The organism is Phycisphaerales bacterium, from assembly GCA_035627955.1.
Lineage (GTDB): Bacteria > Planctomycetota > Phycisphaerae > Phycisphaerales > UBA1924 > JAEYTB01.
Genome location: DASPKU010000006.1, coordinates 253790 through 270887, shown reverse-complemented (window position 1 = coordinate 270887; position 17098 = coordinate 253790). Strand labels below are relative to the sequence as shown.

Sequence of the window (17098 nt, the reverse complement as noted above, 5' to 3'; positions counted from 1 at the left end):
CGAGCGCCAGGGCGGATACGCTCCGCCCATGGCCTACCCCGCTATCGACGCGACGCACGACCCGAACCTCCGCTCCTGGGTGGAGTCCGCGAACGACCCCAGCACCGACTTCCCCATCCAGAACCTGCCGCTGTGCACCATCGAGGCCACACACGGCGAGGGAGAGCACCGGCACACCCACGACCACCTCGGGATCGCGATTGGCGACTCCATCCTCGACGTCTCCATGCTTAATGAGGCGGGGTACTTCGCCCGTGATGACGAGGAGCTCGCGGAGCTGCTGAACTACCCGTACTGGTCGGGCATCATGGCCGCGTCACACCAGGGCTCCGCGGCCCGGCTGCGCAAGGCCGTGCAGCACTTCCTGAACGCCACCACGCATGCCTCGCAGCCGATCAAGCGGCTGCGGGAGAAGGCGATGCGCAAGCAGACCGAGGTCACGCACTTTCTGCCAGTGTCCACCTTCAACTACACCGACTTTTACGCCAGCATCCACCACGCCAGCACCGTCGGCTCGATGTTCCGGCCGGACAACCCGCTGCTGCCCAACTACAAGTGGGTCCCAATCGGCTACCACGGGCGGGCCTCGTCGCTGGTGGTGTCAGGCACCGAGATTGTGCGTCCCTCGGGCCAGCAGTCCCCGCCCGACGACAAGCCCGGTGCCGCCCCCGCGTTCGGCCCCAGCAAACTGCTCGACTATGAGCTTGAGGTCGGGTGCGTGCTTGCGCCGGGCAACAACCTGGGCGAGCCGATCAAGATCGCCAACGCCGACTCCAACATCCTGGGGCTCTGCCTCGTGAATGACTGGTCGGCACGCGACCTCCAAAAGTGGGAATACCAGCCCCTGGGCCCCTTCCTCGCCAAGAACTTCGCGACGACGGTCTCGCCCTTCGTTGTCACCCGCGAGGCCCTCGCGCCCTTCCGCTGCCCCGCCTACCAGCGGCCCGAAGGAGACCCCAGGCCACTGGACTACCTCAACGACGAGACCGACCAGGCCCAGGGCGGCTTCGACATCACGCTCGAGGTCTACCTCCAGTCCGCCGACATGGCGAAGCGCGGCCTCGCCCCCCACCGCCTCAGCAGCGGCCGCTCGTTCCGCGACATGTACTGGACCTTCGCCCAGATGATTGCGCACCACACCTGCAACGGCTGCAACTTCCAGCCCGGCGACCTCATCGCGAGCGGCACCGTCAGCGGCCCCACTCCAGACTCCCGCGGCTGCCTGCTCGAGCTCACGTGGGACGGGATGGGCGAGGGCGGCAAGCCCAAGCCGCGCAAGGCGATTGAACTGCCCACCGGCGAGAAGCGCACTTTCCTCGCTGATGGCGATACGGTGATCATGAAGGCTTTCTGCGAACGAGAAGGCTTCCGCCGAATCGGCTTTGGCGAGTGCCGCGGCACGATCCGCGGGTGAGTCTTAGCGCTTCTTCTTCTTCGGGGGCGCCTTCGCCGCCTTCTTCTTCGGCGCGCTCACCAGGTGACGCTCGATCACCTGCCGAGCCACGTGCACCGCCGTTTCGTTCACGCGCTCCGTGTCACCAACCAGGTTCATACCGGCCACCCCTGCGAGCACCAGTTTTATCTCTCGCATCAGCGCCTCGGGGTCAGCCGCGCCAGTCGCCCTGGTGATTGACAGGAGTTCTTTCTCGAGCGTCGCGCGGTACTCGGCGATCGCCTGCCGCACCGGGCCCTGACCCGCTGGGTACTCGCACGCCGCCCGCGTGAACAGCCCCGTCCCCCCCTTAGGCAGCTCCCAGATCTCATCCCGTTGGCGAAGCAGCAGCACCAGCCGCTCGGCCGCATCCGTCTCGCCGGCGTCCTCGAAGACCTTCTTGAGGGCCCGAGGCCACTGCGCGTTGCGCCACTGGAGCACCGCCGCGACGAGGTCGTCCTTGCTCTCGAAGTGGTTGTAGAAGGTCGTCTTGGTGACGCCCACCTTTTGGAGGACCTGATCGATTCCAACCGCGTTGAAGCCCTGCTGTAGGAACACTTCGTAGGCGGCGCGGACGAGCCGTTCGCGCGTTTGCATGACTCACTTTACCCGCGCGCGGCGCATGGTTGACCAGAAGTCAACTGGATAACGGAGTTCGGTTGCCTTCTATCACCGCTCTGTCGCGCCCTATGGAACCCTCGGCCGCGCAGTGGTGCTCGCAGAATGGAGGGATGCGCTACCCCCCAGCGCCCCTTCAATCGCGGCCCCTGCCGGCCGAGGTTTTTTCTAGCCTTCCCAGCCCCGCCCGCTCGTGAGCGAACCCCTGAACTTGGCCTCGAGGGCTGAGACCTCCGCGTGCTCTTCCCCCAGTTGGAGGGGCATGATCAGGCTGAACATCGAGCCGCGCCCCACCTCGCTTACCAGCTGAATCTCCGACTGGAGGATCTGCGCAAGCTCCTTAGAGATTGCGAGTCCCAGGCCCGTGCCAGTGTGCTCGCGCGTGTGCCCGCCGTCGAGCTGGTAGAACTTCTCGAAGACCTTCTCTTGTTCCTCCCGCGGGATCCCCGGGCCATTGTCGATCACGCTCACGCGCACACGGTCCTGCCCGCCGTCAGGGCCGCCACTCCCGCGCAGCCGCTCGGCGCGCAGCGTCACCTGCGGCTGGCGGCCGGTACGCTCCATAGGCTCGACGAACTTCACCGCGTTGCTGAGGAAGTTGAACACGACCTGCTGGAACTTCCTGGGGTCGGTGCTCACCACCGGGAGGTCCTCGCCGACTTCGAGCTTGAGCTGCACGCCGCGCTTGTCGGCAATGGGGGCGATGAGCCCGATCAGCCCCTCGCACGCGTCGCGCAGGTTCATGCGCTCGATGGACAACTCCACCCGGCCCGCCTCAATCCGAGACATCTCCAGCAGGGTGTTGATCAGGTTCAGCAGGTTCTTGCCCGCGGTCAGGATGTTCTCAAGGTACCGGATCCGCTTCTGCACCCCCGGGGTGGGCTCGCGCTCGAGATCGTTGCGGGCGACCTCCATCAGCAGCTCCGCGAATCCGATGATCGAGTTGAGCGGCGTGCGCAGCTCGTGGCTCACGTTCGCGAGGAACTCGCCCTTGACCTTGGCGGCGTGGTACAGCGACGAGTTGCTCTCGGCCAGTTCGTGCAGCTTGAGGTCCAGGGCAGAGTTGATCGAGCGCAACCGGTCCTGACCAACCTGGAGGTCGTTCAGCATGGAGTTGAACGTCTCCGCGAGATGCTCGAACTCGTCCCCCGTTCTGATTTCTGACCGGATCGCGACATTGCCCTCCTGCACGCGCTGGGCGGTGTCGCGGAGGGCCCTGACCGGCTGCAGGATCAGCTTCTGAGTGATGATGTAGAGCACGAGCAGCGCGGGGAGCAGCACCGCCGCGCCCGCGCCCAGCAGGTAGATCGTGTTCGAGAGCAGCAGGCGGGTCGCCTCAACGCTGCGTCGCTCGAGCACAACGATGCTCACCAGCCGCGACGTGCCGGCTGAGATCACGCGGTCGGCCTTGGCGTAGCGGTACTCACGCGTGGTGCCCGACCACTGCGCCGCCTGCAGCTCGTTCTGCGTCGCGTCGTCCCGGAAGGCTGCGAGCGCCCGCGCGATGAACGGGTCAACCCGCGCAAGCTCCGTCGCCTGATCAACCGTCAGACGCGTCGCCATGATGCCGCCGCGGGCGACCTTGGTCCCGTACGGCTCCAGCCCCGCGAGCGGCCACTGGCGCGCCGGGATGTTCGGCAGCGGCAGCACCCCCGAGGTCGCCGCCTCCGCCCGCCCCAGCGCCTCCCACGTGATCACCATCTGGTGCGAGATGTCCTGCTGCCCCGCGTCGATGAGCTTGGTCATCCGCAGCCACGGCACCGTCAGCGCGGCCAGCACCACCAGCACAATCGCAGTGCCGAACACAAGGAGGCACTTCTGGGCCAGGGAGAGTCCACGCCACATCAGCGGAGTGTACGTGAACTGTGAGAGCCCGACTCACACGCATCAGGGGTACGCAGGCTCGCGCCGTCGGTAGGTCAGCTCCACATCCCCTCCCACCGGCCGCACACACCATAGATCGAACCGGCGCGCCGACTTCAGCTGCTCGGCCACCCGCCCCACCGCCACCGACTTCGCGAGCTCGTCCCCCAGCAGCATCGGCGCAATGTAGATCACCGCCTCGTCGATGAGGTCTTCCTCGACGAGCGACCCCAGCAACCCCGGGCCCGCCTCCACCATCACCGTCGCGACCTGGTGCTCCGCCGCGAGCACCCGCAGCAGGGCCGCGAGGTCGATGCCCGAAGCGCTCCCCGCTCGTGGGCGGGTGGGGATTGGGATGACCTGCACCCCCAGACTCTGCAGGTACGCGACGCGGTGCTTCGTGATTTCGGCCGTCGTGAGGCTCGCCTCGCACGCAAGCAGCGTCGGGGTGTCCTTCGCCGTGCTCGCGAGCATCGAGCTCGCCGGAAGATCCAGGTCCGTGTCCGCGATCACACGCTTGGGCACACGCCGCGCCCGCACACCGCGGGGCGTCAGCAGCGGATCATCCGCGAGCACCGTCCCGATGCCCGTCAGGATCGCGTCCACCCGCCCGCGCAGGCGGTGCACCCGCACCCGCGACCGCTCGTTGCTGATCCACTTGCTCTCACCCGTGCGCGTCGCGATCCGCCCGTCGATGGTCTGAGCCCACTTGGCAATCGTCCACGGCAACCCAGTCGCCAGCCGCTTGACGAACGGCGCCGCGAGCCCGCTCGCGAGCGGGCTGTCGGTCGACAACTCACATGCGATCCCCGCCTGCCGCAATGTCATTGCACCACCGCTCTTGGGCGGGTTCGGGTCCGGCCGTGCGTACACGACGCGTGCGACCCCCGCCTCGACCAGCGCCTGCGAGCACGGCGGCTGCTTGCCGTGCCCGTTGCACGGCTCCAACGTCACATAGGCCGTGCTCCCGCGCGGGTCGTTCCCCTGCCGCTGGCACGACAGCAGCGCCTCACGCTCGGCGTGCAGCCCGCCGTACCGCCTGTGGTGCCCAATCCCGAGGACCCGCCCGTCCTTCACGAGCACGCACCCCACCAGCGGGTTGGGCTCGGCATGGCCCGCCGCGCGCAGCGCCGCCCTCGCGGCCAGGTCCAGCATGCGCTTGGCTTCCGACAATGCTCCCTCCAGTCACACCCAGCGGATCAGCACCTTTTTGTCTTCCTCTGACATCACATCCCCGATGTCCTCGAGCCACCGGTGGGCGTCGTTCCGGTACCCCGCGGTGGGCTTCACCTCCGCATACCCGCGGGCCGCCCGTACCGCGTTCCAGTGCTGGTTGAACCGCATCATCGACAGCTCACGCGTGAACTTCGCCACCATCGACGCGAGCGCCACCGGCATGTGCAGGCTCTCGCCCTCGACGAGGAACGACACGCTCGCCTTGCGCTCTCGCCCCGCCGCGTCCTTCGCGGTCACGCCGTAGCGGCTGCGGTTCTCGGATTCCTCGATGATCTCGACCGTGCACCCCGGCAACTCGCGCTCGATCAGCCCCGAATACTGGATGCGCCCTCCCATGCGGTCGCACACCACGCCAAGTCGACTTTCTTCCGGCTCCGCCCCGTAAAGCTCCCACACCCGCCGCAGGTGCTCGCCGAAGGCCGTGGCCGTGGTCTCGGCCTTGTTGTTCGTGTCCTTCACGATCTGCTGGTACCGCGGCTCGCCGATCACCTCGCACCGCAGCCGCAGCAGCTCCACGCCGGCCGTGACCATCGCCCGCTGCAGCACGTTGTGCGCGATCGACACCTCCGCCGCGGTCATGCACATTGGCAGTGCACGGGGCTCGACGGCGTAGCACGCGACCTCGGGCATCGCCGCGCCGATCGCGTTGAACAACCCCGCGTCATCGCTCACCATCGCTCCGGCAGCGTCGGGCAGGCACCGCACGAACGTCAGCACCCCGCGCTCCAGGTGCACCAGCGGGTGGGCACACTTCACGCTGTTCGCGAGCTTGAGTTCCTTGCTGTCCGCCACCGCCACCCGCCCGCGCCGGTCATTCTCCCCCGCCCGCCCGGGCCCCTTGCACACGCCCTTGTTCAGCATCTTCCACAGGTCGGGCAGCTTCGACGGGTCCGGCACCTCCCGCACCCGGAACACCGACAGGCCAACACACAACGGCCCCAAAAGGGGCCCGTAGCCGGCCTCGTCGATCCCAGCGATGAGCAGCGCCATTCCTGCGCGAGTGTACCGACCGCGTGCCATGACGACTCTTGGGGGCCATGGCGACGTCTTCGTCGCTATGGAGTGACACCGGACCCACAAGGAGTCAGCACGCAATCAGGGGACCGCCCTCACCCGCCTCGATCCCTTGATGCCGCGTGCCCCGATGCCTCTCTTCAACCCGACCTTCCCCCGGCCCCTCGCAACGGAGACCCGTCTCGGAGAGACGGGCTACCTCAAAACGAACAAGGCCCGGCTCCTGCGAGCCGGGCCCCAATGCGGGCGAGAGGACTTGAACCTCCACGGGTGTGACCCCACTAGAACCTGAATCTAGCGCGTCTGCCAATTCCGCCACGCCCGCGGCAGAGGCCAACAGTATCCCCCTCACCCCCCACCTTCCACGCCGAAAATCACCCCGTTCCCTGCTACCATCCGACTGGAAGCCAACTCCGGCTCCCACAGGGGTCTCGATCCACGCATGACGGCTACTCCGCTCCCGCTCCACGTTGACCAGGACGGCCCGCACGCCGGCATCGCCACGCTCACCCTCGAGCAGCCCGGCAAGCCAGTGGTCGTCCTCGAGCTTGAGGTCTTCCAGCGCCTCGAAACCACGCTCCGCACCCTCCCCCGCGGCCTCGTGGGCCTCGTCATCGCCTCCGCCTCCGAACGCGTCTTCGTCGCCGGCGCCGACCTCAAGTCCATCATGGACCTGGACGACGCCGCGCTCGACAAGTACCTCCAGTACGGCAGCCGCGTGTTCCAGATGGTCGCCGACCTGCCATTCCAAACCGCCGCGGCAATCAACGGCGCGGCCCTGGGCGGCGGCCTTGAGCTGGCCATGCACTGCGACGGGTTGATCGGCGCACCACCCTTCACTGGGAAGCCCTACCCAGTCGGTCTTCCCGAGGCCGGCCTCAAGATCTGCCCCGGCTGGGGCGGCACGAACCTGTTGCCCGCCCGGATGGACGCCGCGGATGCGCTCCGCCGGACCGCGACGGGCAGCACGCTCATGTTCGACGAGGCTGTCAAGCACGGCTGCCTGTTCGACGCGGTCGCACCCTCTCCCCGCGAGCTGCTGACCACGGCGAAGAACTGGGTGATGGATTACAGCCACTTCAACACCAGGCGTGACGGCGCTCCGTCGCGATGGATCGGTCGGCCGAACTGTTCACCGACGGTCATCGCCGCCCTCGACGCCACCCGCGCCGAGCTCCAAACAACTGAACCCGGCAAGGCCGTCGCCGAAGCCGTGAACGAGGGCCTGCTCCGCGGCTACGACGCCGCCCTCGCCGTCGAACGCCGCCAGCTCATCCGCCTCCGCAACCTGCCCCCCGCGAAGGAAGCCATCGCCGCGTTCTTCGCGAAGTCAGCGAAGAAGTAGAACCAAAGGCATTCTCCACAGAGACACAGAGGCGCACAGAGGGCCACAGAGAAGACAAAGGCAGGATCAGAACGGAAGAGAGATCAGCCGCCCCTCACGGTCTCACCGAATCACCGTCTCACCCTCTCAAGAACACGTACTCACCCCCTCATCCCACCACCCACTCACCCCCTCCGAGCCCCACCCATGGCCGACCTCAAGAACCTCAAGGGCGTTTCCGACACCGACAAGAAGATGATCGAGGACGCGGAAGCCCTGCTCGGCCCCGAGCCGACGTCCATGGGCTTTGTCAAGAACCTCTTCTGGGGCAACCTCCGCGAGGACCTCTGCTTCCCCTACCCCCAGCAGACCGCCTCCGAGAAGGAGGAGTGCGACAAGCTGCTCGCGCGCCTGGACCACTACCTCCGCACCGAGCACCCCAGCACCCTGATCGACCAGGAGCAGGAGATCCCCCAGTGGGTCATCAAGCGGCTCTTTGATCTGGGCGTGCTGGGCATGACGATCCCCAAGGAGCACGGCGGCCTGGGCCTGGGCATCACCAGCTACAACCGCGTGCTCGAGCGCATCGGCATGTCCTGCGGCTCCACCGCCGTGATGGTCTCCGCCCACCAGTCCATCGGCTGCAAGGCGGTCATGCTCTACGGCACCGACGAGCAGAAGGCCCGCTGGCTCCCCCACCTCGCCAAGGACTGGCTCTCCGCCTTCTGCCTCTCCGAGCCCAACGTCGGCTGCGACGCCGGCGGCCAGGAGACCCGCTGCGAGAAGACAGCCGACGGCGAGTTCTACATCATCAACGGCGAGAAGAAGTGGGCCACCTCCGGCGCCCTCTCCGGCATGTTCACCGTCATGGCCAAGCAGAAGATGGCCGACGGCAAGGACAAGGTCACCGCCCTGGTCTGCACGCCAGACATGGAGGGCGTCGACATCTTCCAGAAGAACCGCAGCAAGTGCGGAATCCGCGGCACCTGGCAGGCCCGCATCCGCTTCACCAACGTCAAGGTCCCCAAGGCCAACCTCCTCTTCCAGGAGGGCAAGGGTTTAAACGTCGCGCTCACCTGCCTCAACTACGGCCGCTGCACCCTCTCCGCCGGCATGCTCGGAGGTGCACGCCGCGTGCGTGATCAGGCCACCAAGTGGTCGCGCACCCGCTACCAGTTCGGCCGCCCGCTCTCTGACTTCGAGCTCGTGCAGCAGCAGCTCGCCCGCATGGCCGCGTACGACTACGCCATGGACGCGGTGCTCTACATGACCACCGGCATGCTCGACCGCCACGACGAGGACATCATGGTCGAGACGGCCATCTGCAAGGTCTTCTGCTCCGAGTTCGGCTGGCGGGTCGTCAACGACGGCCTGCAGATCATGGGCGGCGAGGGCTACATGAGCGAGAACGAGGTCGAGCGGGTCTTCCGCGACTCGCGCATCAACCTCATCGTCGAGGGCGCCAACGAGGTCATGCAGTCCTTCGTGTGGGCCTACGGCGGCAAGAAGCTGCTGGAGAGCATGCTGGGCGTGCAGGGCGCGGTGGGCTGGGACGCCGACCAGTCCTTCGGCGGCAATATTGGCCGCATCATGAAGAACGGTTTGAACCCCACCATCGCCCGCGCGGCCATCCCCCTGGGCCTCGAGCTCTTCCTGGGCCTGCGCCGCAAGGCCCCCGCCCTCAACGGCATCAAGTCCGCCACGCTCCGCCCCCAGGCCGACCGCCTCACGGCCATGATCCGCGACTTCAGCCACCAGTACAAGCAGGCATGCAAGCGCTACCGCGAGGCCATGATCACCCGCCAGGTCGTGCAGGCCCGCCTCGCCGACGCCGCCATCATGCTCCACGCCTGGTGCTGCACGCTCTCCAAGCTGGACGCCGACATGCAACGGCACGGCGGCGGGGTCAGTGGCTCGGTCAACATGACCCCCGAGTTCGAGCGCGACCGCGCCGCGGCCCTGCACTTCTTCGACCTCGCCGAGGTCGCCATCCACACCAACTTCCGCGCCCTCTACGAGAACCCCGACGACACCATGCTGGTCGCGGCGGCCGCCGCCATCAAGCACTCCGACACCCTCCCCAACGACCAGTTCGTGGTCCCCGAAAAGTCCCCCACCGCCAAGGGCACCGGCCGCCCCGCCCGCCAGGAGGGCATCAAGCAGTTCCCCGGCGGCTCCGCCCTCAAGCAGCAGCAGGTGGCACCGGTCTCCTGACCGGTGTGCCTTCGGTGGCACCGGTCTCCTGACCGGTATGCCTTTGGTGGCACCGGTCTCCTGACCGGTGTGCCTCCTCGGCAAGTGCAACCCCGTCCTGCCCCACTGACCTGCCGCCCAAAGCAGGTCAGTGTCTTTTTGGCGGAGAACGGCGCGACCCGCATCCCTCCTTCGTGGCGACCGTGCTCCCGGGGGTCGCCCGGAGGAGCTCTCAATGCATACATGGGGTGACCGCACCGTCTCGCGCCGCCAGGCGCTCGCACTCTCCCTCAGCGCCGGTGCGACGCTCGCGCTCACGCCCGCGCTGCTCGCCGCGCTCCGACAGGACGGGAAGCAGCCCACTTCTCAACCCACCCCCAAGCTCAAACTCCTCCAGCGCGCCATTCCCTCCTCCGGCGAGCTCCTCCCCGTCATCGGCCTGGGCCGCGGCCCTGACAAAGTGGACCACGAGGCCTTCAAGGAGGTCCTTAAGACCCTCATCGACCACGGCGGCAAGCTCGTCGACACCGTGCACGACACCCTCGGCACCGGCGAGAAGGCCGCCGCCGCGGCGGCGGTCGAGCTCGGCGTCCACGACAGAATCTTCTGGTCCCTCCGCGGCACCGTGCCCGGCCCGCCGCAGCCCGGCACCGACCGCCTCAAGGCCTCGATCGAAGCCTCCTTCGAGCGCCTGAAACTCCCGAAGATCGACCTCATCCAGGTCCACGTCAGCGCCCCGCCCTCACACCTCGAGCTCCTCAAGGACCTCAAGAAGCAGGGCCGCCTCCGTTACATCGGCGTGCAGGCCGGCTTCGACCAGCAGCTCCCGCAGCTCGAGGCCGTGATGCGCAAGGAAACCATCGACTTCGTGGGCATCCGCTACACGCCTGACAGCCGCAAGGTGGAGGAGACCATCCTGCCGCTCGCGCTGGAACGCAAGATGGGCGTGCTCGCGTACTTCCCCTTCGGCGGCAACATCGGCCCCGGCGGCGTTGTGACGAGCAGCCTCTTCCGCCGCGTGGGCGACGCGAAGCTGCCGGAATGGGCCGCGGAGTTCGATGCCAAGACCTGGGCCCAGTTCTTCCTCAAGTTCATCATCAGCCACCCCGCGATCACGGCCGTGCGCGCCGGCACTACTAAACCCGCGCACATGCTCGACAACCTGCAGGGCGGCGTGGGCAAGCTGCCCGACGAGGCGACGCGCAAGCGAATCGTCGAACTGGTGGATGCGCTCCCGCCCGACCCCCAAGCCCCCGCGCCCGCTGGCCCCGGTCCTGGGCCGGGCCCCGCCCCTGCTCGTAAGTAGATCCAAGGCATTCGAACCGAACACAGAGGCCACGAAGCAGGACAGAGACAAACAGAGAAGATCAAATCGAACGCGGAGTTTGCGGAGAGGAGCGGAGTCACGCGGAGAGGAGCCGAGCCAGCAGAGAGGATCTCCTTTGAGCAACGCCGAGCCAGTGACCTGCCGCACTGGGCAGACCACTGTGCCTTTCTCTCTCAGGCCGTAGGCCTGGAAGTCAGTAGCCGGGGGTGAAGCGAGGCGCTTCGCCGAGCGCCACCCCCGGTACACGCCACGCGCATGTTCCGCACCCCAGCGGGGTGCTCGTTGTTCGCATGCGCGCACGCCCACACGCTTTCAACTCCGCGCAACTCCGCCACACTCCGCCTACTCCGCGTTCGATTTCGTCTTTGCTTCGGTCGCGCGCACCTCTCGAATTTCCGGAACCTCGTTTCACCCCGTGCGTCCAACTCCCCCACTCTGCCCTGCGCACTCGCGCCGTCCTTCGACCGCACGCTTCTCCGCTGATACACACTCAAAGGAGCTCGACATGCAGACCCCGGGAGACCGCAACCTCTCGCGCCGCAACGCCCTCGCCCTCTCCCTGAGCGCCGGCGCCTCCCTCGCCCTCACCCCCGCCCTCCTCGCCAAACTCGGGGTCTCAACTCAAGAGGGAACAAAGGGCGGCGGCGGCCCGATGGAAAAGCGCCACGCCCTCATCGAGCGCACCATCCCAAAGACCGGCGAGAAGCTCCCAGTCATCTCCTTCGGCGCCCGCGCCTTAAAACCCCCGCAGGACTCGACCGACCACACCGTCCTCAAGCCCGTGTTCCAGACCTTCCTCGACCACGGCGGCAAGGTCGTTGACGTCATGCACGGCGGCCCCGCGGGCGAGACCGCCGCCGCCAAGGCCGCCAACGAGCTGGGCATCCAAAATAAGTTCTTCTGGACCACGCCGGTCTGGGTCCACGCCCCCACGCTCCCCGGCCACGACGGCCCGCCGCCCAAGCCAAGCCCCGACGCCATCCGCGCCCAGGTCGAGAGCAAGCTCAAGCTCCTCAACGTCCCGCACATCGACTGCGCGCAGATGCTCGCGCACACTGACCTCGCCACGCACCTCGCCGTGCTCAGCGAGCTCAAGAAGGAAGGCAAGGTCCGCTACATCGGCTACAGCGACCTGCTCCCCCCGCCCGGCATGAACCCGCCGCCGGGAGCGCCGGACACCTTCGGCAAGCTCGAAACCGCCATGCGCGAGCTGCCCATCGACTTCATCGGCCTGGACTACTCCGTGGGCGACCGCCGCCTCGAGGACAAGATCCTGCCCCTCGCCCAGGAAAAGAAGATCGCCGTCTTCGCCTACTTCCCCTTTGACCGCGCCCGCATCTTCAAGCGCGCCACGGAAACCAAGCTGCCCGAGTGGGCCATCGAGTTCGGCGCCGAGACCTGGGCCCAGTTCTTCCTCAAGTACGTCGTCGCGCACCCCGCCGTCACCGCCGTGCGCTGCGGCACCACCAAGGCCGAGCACATGCTCGACAACCTCAAGGGCGGCATGGGCGTCCTCCCCGACGAGAAGATGCGGAAGCGCATGGCCGAGCTCGTCGACTCACTCCCCCCCACCCCGCAGCCCAAGCCGCAGACCATCACCGTGCCCCCGCCCGGCCAGCAGCCCGGCGGCCCCGGCGGTCCTGGTGGGGGCGGCGGCCCGCAAAACCAAAAACCCCCCGCCGTCACGCTCTCCGCCGAAACCCTCGACCGCTACGTCGGCGACTGGAAGGACCCCAACGCCGGCACCCCGGTCAAGATCCGCCGCGACGGCGACCGCCTCCGCATGAAACCCGGCAAGGCCCCCGAGGGCGCCATGACCCCCCTCTCTGAAACGAGGTTCATCACCCCCTGGGGCGCCCCCATCGAGTTCAAGCTCGACGCCAGCGGCAAGGCCACCAGCGCCACCGTTGAGCAGGGCCCGCACCGGATCGAGATCGTGCGGCAGTAGTCCGCGCCCCTCTATCACCAAGCAGGTAGCCCGACCGGCAGGGAGGGACATGGCCGCACTTGGGCCGCAGCTTTCTTCGGTCTGGTATGCTCCCCAAGATGGCCGGCAAGGCACACACCAGAGCGACGCGGGCCAAGACCCCTCAAGCTGCTCCCTCGCCTGTGAGCCCCTTCGCCACAGGCGGCGGTGGCACTGTCTTCGAACTGTCCGTGGCTACGTCGTACGTCCTTCACATGCTTGCAGCCGCAACACCTCGCGGCCCCGAAGGCGGGCTGATCGTCGCTGTTGGCCTTCAGCGCCGTAACCAAGGCCACTTCGTTGATGACATCCACGTTCATACTCAGGATCAGAACCGTCGCGAACGTCTCTTCCTGCAGGTCAAACATGGGCTCTCGCTCACCAAGAGCAATCTCGCCTTCGAGTCCGGCCTGCGCCAATGCTGGAGCGAGTTCAACTCCCCAAGCTTCCACACCGGGGTTGATCGGATCGGTTTCGCGATCGACGTAGGTTCGGCGTCTGACAGTGTTCGACACTTTCGGGAAATGACACTCTGGGCGCGCGAACACGACGCGACCTCTTTCTTTCGACAGGTACAGAAGTTCAGATCGACACACGCGCACGTCGAACTCGTCACTCACTTTATTAGGAAGTTCACAAAGCGCATCCCTGCGCAACGGACCGTTTGGAGTTTTCTCCGGTCTCTAGTCATCATTCACTTTGACCACGGCATCACGGGGGGGGCCGACGAAGCCAACGACTTGGATAAAGCGAGGTCCTTGCTCCCAAGAGGTTCGTCCATCGCGCCGTCGGTGCTCCGGGACTGGATCTACACGCGATGCGCTGAGGTGGCAAAGGCTGGCGGTCTCATCACGATTCCAATGATCAAAGAGCGGCAACCGCCAGGTCTCGAGTTGCAACTCCCCTCAGAAGCGGCGGCTATCGCCAGCTCGGTCACGCTTCAACTCAAGTCGCACCAGCACGGGCAGCTGCAAAGAGAAATCCGTTCGAAGAAGTACATCCCACAGTTGTTCGCCGAGTCACCACGCCAGAAGGATTTATGCCGCGCCTTCACTGACCCACGGTGGGGGCTAGAGGTGCTGGTGGAGGCACTTAACCGACAAGTGCTTACCGAGGTGGATAGGCGACTGCGCCAAGTAGGACTCTCGCCCGTCGGCGCCTTGATCGATCCACACTTGCAGACACCGCGCACTCTGGACGGAGTAGCCCCGCTCGCTTCAGCAATCGACTTTCGTTTGCAACAGGTCCGAGCGATTCTCGAGGAGTGTTTCGCAGAGGGGCAAACCGGACTTGAGACCAAAATCCCCCAGAAGACACGTTACCGCTTCGACGAGATCCGGTACAGGCTCCGCGATGACGCGTACCCCGCTCGCAACTGGGTCGAAGAACAGCAGGAGTGGCTCGCGTTCTCTCAGGCACGCGTCGTCTTCTTGACTGCCAACGCAGGCCGCGGCAAGACCAGCTTTTTGTGCGATCTCGCTGAACGCGTCTTACAGCCGCGAGGGATCGCGTACTTTCATTTCACGGGACGCGACCTGAGAGCGTGGACAGGCGGTCCACTGGAGGTGTTCTTACTGCAATCCGTCTTCGGCCTCAGGGCTCAGAATGAGTCCGCTCGCGTTTGGGCCGATCTGGAGTCACTCGCGAGGGACTCAGGCAAACCGTTACTCATCATGATCGACGGCCTGAACGAGCATTCAGACCTTGCGTTGCTCGCCCCAGCGATCGAGCAGATGCTCGTACGACTGAACGCCAGCGAATGGGTGCGAGTCCTGCTGAGTTGTCGTGCGGAGTACTTTGACGCGCGCTTTTCGAACCTTGTCACGTACGCCGAGACGTCCACTCAGGTGGCTAGGTTGTCCGAACCAGTAAGGGAGCTGTCGGCACAGCAGTCGAAAGACATGGTGTGGCGGTATTTCCGGTACTTCGGCATCGAGATCGAAAGCGTAGCAGGAGGCGTGTTTGAGGAACTGCGGTCGAATCCACTTCTGTTACGTACCTATTGCGAGGCTTATGCTCCGGTTCCCGGATGCCGCTCCGCACCACATCCCTCCCTCACTCACCTGCACAAAGAGCGCCTGTACAGGGAATTCTTCCGCCGCAAGCTGGACGCGGCAGAATCCCTCGTCCCAGCACATGCGGCCTCGGCAGCTTCGCGACTACGACGTGCCGTCGTATCGATTGTCAGCGCGATGCTCGATCGCAGGGACTTCACTAGTGTGCCGCTCGACGCCCTTCCGCAGGAACACCTCGATGGCTTGGAGTTGCTGCTTCAAGAAGAGCTCGTACTGCGACGGGACCTTGCGCCCGCATCGCCCCTTTCGGGTGACGGGGACGTTATCGCGTTTACGTTTGATGAAATGCGTGATTACTGCCTTGCCGAGCACCTAGCCGGTCCGCTTTGGAAGCAGGACCCGCAAAGGACCAGCGAGCTACTCACAGCCGTTCTAGACCGGCATTCCACGTGCGCCGAGGGAGCAGGACGCTTCCTTTTTTTGATTGGGAGACGAGAAAACGCGGCCACCCTCTTGGGTGCGCTCTCCTCTTTCCCGGGCTTTGATGAAGTCTACATGGATTGCATCTTCGACCTGGAAGACGACGCAGTTGTTCCTGAGGATGTTGCCAAGGTTGCTGACTACTTCATGAGGGGAGCACATGAAGCGCGTCGAGTGATTTACGGGCTTCTCGGAAGGGCATCAGTCAAGCGTTTCCCGCACTTGAACTTGTCCTCCCTTTTCCCGACACTCGATCAGCTCACACCAGATCAGTTCAAGCAAACTATTCGGGCTGCATTCGGCGATGATCATTGGAGGTATCGTTCTCACGAACGTTCAGGGTTCGAAGTACTGCTCGATCGAATCGCGGCTGACTTGACATCTCGTAGCTGCGACGAATTGCGCGAAGACCCTGGCGAAGCCCAGCTCTTTCTATACATGCTGACGATTCCCGGGAGTAAGAGCTGGGGTCCGGCTTCAGATGCGATCGCGAAGTTGAGGCGCCGTTGCTCGCTCTTCACACAGTCGATTATGGCGCAGTTCCTGACACAAGGTCCGGGGTACGCTCAGGCAGCGTCATGGGGTTTAGTTGGGCGCTGGGCGATCGAGGGCGGCAAGATCATCCCCCCAATCAAGGAGCTGGCACAACGGCCGGCGAACACCAAGGGCCTGAATGACGACGAGGCCAAATCGACGGAGTCGGCACGAAAGAAGGCGCTTGTTGAGTTGGCGGATCGGAACCATCTTACGCTTGATAAGAAGCAGGTTGAGGCACTATGGGCAGAGCTCGGCGGAAGGCCACAGCGATGGACGGAGTTTGGATCCATTTTGCTTCGTATGCGGCAGTAGTGACCGTCGCACCGTTAGGCCTATCACTTGATGACCTGTACACCCGCGCAAAGGTCAAAAAAGGAACGATGGGGGCCGAGCTCGTTCGGAGAGTGTGGTACGGACTCTTTGCGCATCGGATCGATCTTCTGGCCCACTATGAGCGGTTCTATTCGGCCGAGTATAAGTCCTTCGGTGACTTTCTCTACAGCAAGCACGGATTCGACGATGCGCTGATCCGAAGGGTCTACGAGCTCCTGAGCCAAACTAGGACACTGGGTGTTTGCGATGGCTCACTCGGAGGCGGATACGGTTTCATCGAATGGTTGCAGAAGAGCGATGGGTGGTTCATGCTCGAACGGCTGGCTGACGCACAGAGGATGATTGAAGATGAAGATTCGGAGTGACTTCGTCTCGAACAGTTCGTCCACCTCGTTCATTATCATCCTTAAGCAGGGATGGAGTGTTGAACGACTTGGCGCGCTCATGGGAGTGCCGAAAGGCTCTCCGCTCTGGGGTGTTGTCGAGGGGTTCTTCGAGACCTTAGATACAAACTCAAGCCTTGCTAGCGCCCGCTACAAAGTTGAGTCAGCCGAGGGTGTCCTCGCGGGCGTCGGTGAACGCTTTTCGAAGGAAGTTGTGGCAAAGGTCGAAGAAGCTCTCAAGCAGGGCTACCAGGTTCGGGTTGGCCGGCTCGGAAGCGATGGGGAGGCCACGGAGGCATTCCTGTGCATGGACAGCTTTGAACTTGAAGACGATGGATTGTACATCAACGCGCTCAACTGCACGTGGTAGGACACAA

The 17098-nt window shown here is 65.1% G+C and carries 12 protein-coding genes and 1 tRNA gene; 8 read left to right on the top strand and 5 right to left on the bottom strand.

From position 1 onward, the window contains the following. Positions 1-28: 28 nt before the first annotated feature. Positions 29-1414, top strand: coding sequence for a fumarylacetoacetase (fahA, locus tag VD997_05695; GenBank protein ID HYE61468.1), 1386 nt, complete (start codon positions 29-31; stop codon positions 1412-1414). Positions 1415-1417: 3 nt separating this feature from the next. On the opposite strand, the gene VD997_05690 is transcribed toward fahA, so the two are convergent. From VD997_05690 to VD997_05670, 5 genes are all read right to left on the bottom strand, one after another. Beyond that, positions 1418-2029, bottom strand: coding sequence for a TetR/AcrR family transcriptional regulator (locus tag VD997_05690; GenBank protein HYE61467.1), 612 nt, complete (start codon positions 2027-2029; stop codon positions 1418-1420). Positions 2030-2218: 189 nt separating this feature from the next. Next, entirely contained in the window at positions 2219-3895 is a 1677-nt protein-coding gene (locus VD997_05685) for a HAMP domain-containing sensor histidine kinase (protein ID HYE61466.1), read from the bottom strand. A 42-nt stretch (positions 3896-3937) separates the two neighbouring features. Continuing rightward, positions 3938-5086 carry a bifunctional diaminohydroxyphosphoribosylaminopyrimidine deaminase/5-amino-6-(5-phosphoribosylamino)uracil reductase RibD gene (gene ribD / locus VD997_05680; protein HYE61465.1) on the bottom strand — a complete coding sequence of 383 codons (1149 nt, stop codon included), beginning with the start codon at positions 5084-5086 and terminating at the stop codon, positions 3938-3940. Between the two features lie 12 nt (positions 5087-5098). Then, on the bottom strand, positions 5099-6139 hold the full coding sequence (locus VD997_05675) for a hypothetical protein (GenBank protein HYE61464.1): 1041 nt from the start codon (positions 6137-6139) through the stop codon (positions 5099-5101). Positions 6140-6404: 265 nt separating this feature from the next. Further along, positions 6405-6488: transfer RNA gene (locus tag VD997_05670), tRNA-Leu, on the bottom strand. Between the two features lie 117 nt (positions 6489-6605). Here VD997_05670 and VD997_05665 point away from each other — a divergent pair. The 7 genes from VD997_05665 to VD997_05635 all read left to right on the top strand — a co-directional run bounded on the left by VD997_05665 (position 6606) and on the right by VD997_05635 (position 17091). Then, positions 6606-7508 carry an enoyl-CoA hydratase/isomerase family protein gene (locus VD997_05665; protein HYE61463.1) on the top strand — a complete coding sequence of 301 codons (903 nt, stop codon included), beginning with the start codon at positions 6606-6608 and terminating at the stop codon, positions 7506-7508. A gap of 186 nt (positions 7509-7694) precedes the next feature. Beyond that, a complete protein-coding gene (locus VD997_05660; protein ID HYE61462.1) occupies positions 7695-9701 on the top strand; it encodes an acyl-CoA dehydrogenase family protein in 2007 nt (668 codons plus the stop codon). Positions 9702-9915: 214 nt separating this feature from the next. Further along, a complete protein-coding gene (locus tag VD997_05655) occupies positions 9916-10986 on the top strand; it encodes an aldo/keto reductase (GenBank protein ID HYE61461.1) in 1071 nt (356 codons plus the stop codon). Between the two features lie 526 nt (positions 10987-11512). Continuing rightward, positions 11513-12955, top strand: coding sequence for an aldo/keto reductase (locus tag VD997_05650; protein ID HYE61460.1), 1443 nt, complete (start codon positions 11513-11515; stop codon positions 12953-12955). A 98-nt stretch (positions 12956-13053) separates the two neighbouring features. After that, positions 13054-16317, top strand: a complete 3264-nt coding sequence (locus VD997_05645) for a hypothetical protein (GenBank protein HYE61459.1) — start codon at positions 13054-13056, stop codon at positions 16315-16317. Then, a complete protein-coding gene (locus VD997_05640; GenBank protein ID HYE61458.1) occupies positions 16317-16703 on the top strand; it encodes a hypothetical protein in 387 nt (128 codons plus the stop codon). Before VD997_05645 ends, VD997_05640 begins: the two co-directional genes overlap by 1 nt. Then, positions 16687-17091: a hypothetical protein gene (locus tag VD997_05635; protein HYE61457.1), complete on the top strand. Its 405-nt coding sequence runs from the start codon at positions 16687-16689 to the stop codon at positions 17089-17091. Before VD997_05640 ends, VD997_05635 begins: the two co-directional genes overlap by 17 nt. Positions 17092-17098: the final 7 nt, after the last annotated feature.

What these genes read in the sequence shown, in the direction of transcription:
- VD997_05645 (HYE61459.1), top strand. Translation starts at nt 13,054, where the DNA reads ATGGCCGGCAAGGCACACACCAGAGCGACGCGGGCCAAGACCCCTCAA.
- VD997_05690 (HYE61467.1), bottom strand. Translation starts at nt 2,029, where the DNA reads ATGCAAACGCGCGAACGGCTCGTCCGCGCCGCCTACGAAGTGTTCCTA.
- VD997_05675 (HYE61464.1), bottom strand. Translation starts at nt 6,139, where the DNA reads ATGGCGCTGCTCATCGCTGGGATCGACGAGGCCGGCTACGGGCCCCTT.
- VD997_05685 (HYE61466.1), bottom strand. Translation starts at nt 3,895, where the DNA reads ATGTGGCGTGGACTCTCCCTGGCCCAGAAGTGCCTCCTTGTGTTCGGC.
- VD997_05665 (HYE61463.1), top strand. Translation starts at nt 6,606, where the DNA reads ATGACGGCTACTCCGCTCCCGCTCCACGTTGACCAGGACGGCCCGCAC.
- VD997_05650 (HYE61460.1), top strand. Translation starts at nt 11,513, where the DNA reads ATGCAGACCCCGGGAGACCGCAACCTCTCGCGCCGCAACGCCCTCGCC.
- VD997_05655 (HYE61461.1), top strand. Translation starts at nt 9,916, where the DNA reads ATGCATACATGGGGTGACCGCACCGTCTCGCGCCGCCAGGCGCTCGCA.
- VD997_05660 (HYE61462.1), top strand. Translation starts at nt 7,695, where the DNA reads ATGGCCGACCTCAAGAACCTCAAGGGCGTTTCCGACACCGACAAGAAG.
- VD997_05635 (HYE61457.1), top strand. Translation starts at nt 16,687, where the DNA reads ATGAAGATTCGGAGTGACTTCGTCTCGAACAGTTCGTCCACCTCGTTC.
- fahA (HYE61468.1), top strand. Translation starts at nt 29, where the DNA reads ATGGCCTACCCCGCTATCGACGCGACGCACGACCCGAACCTCCGCTCC.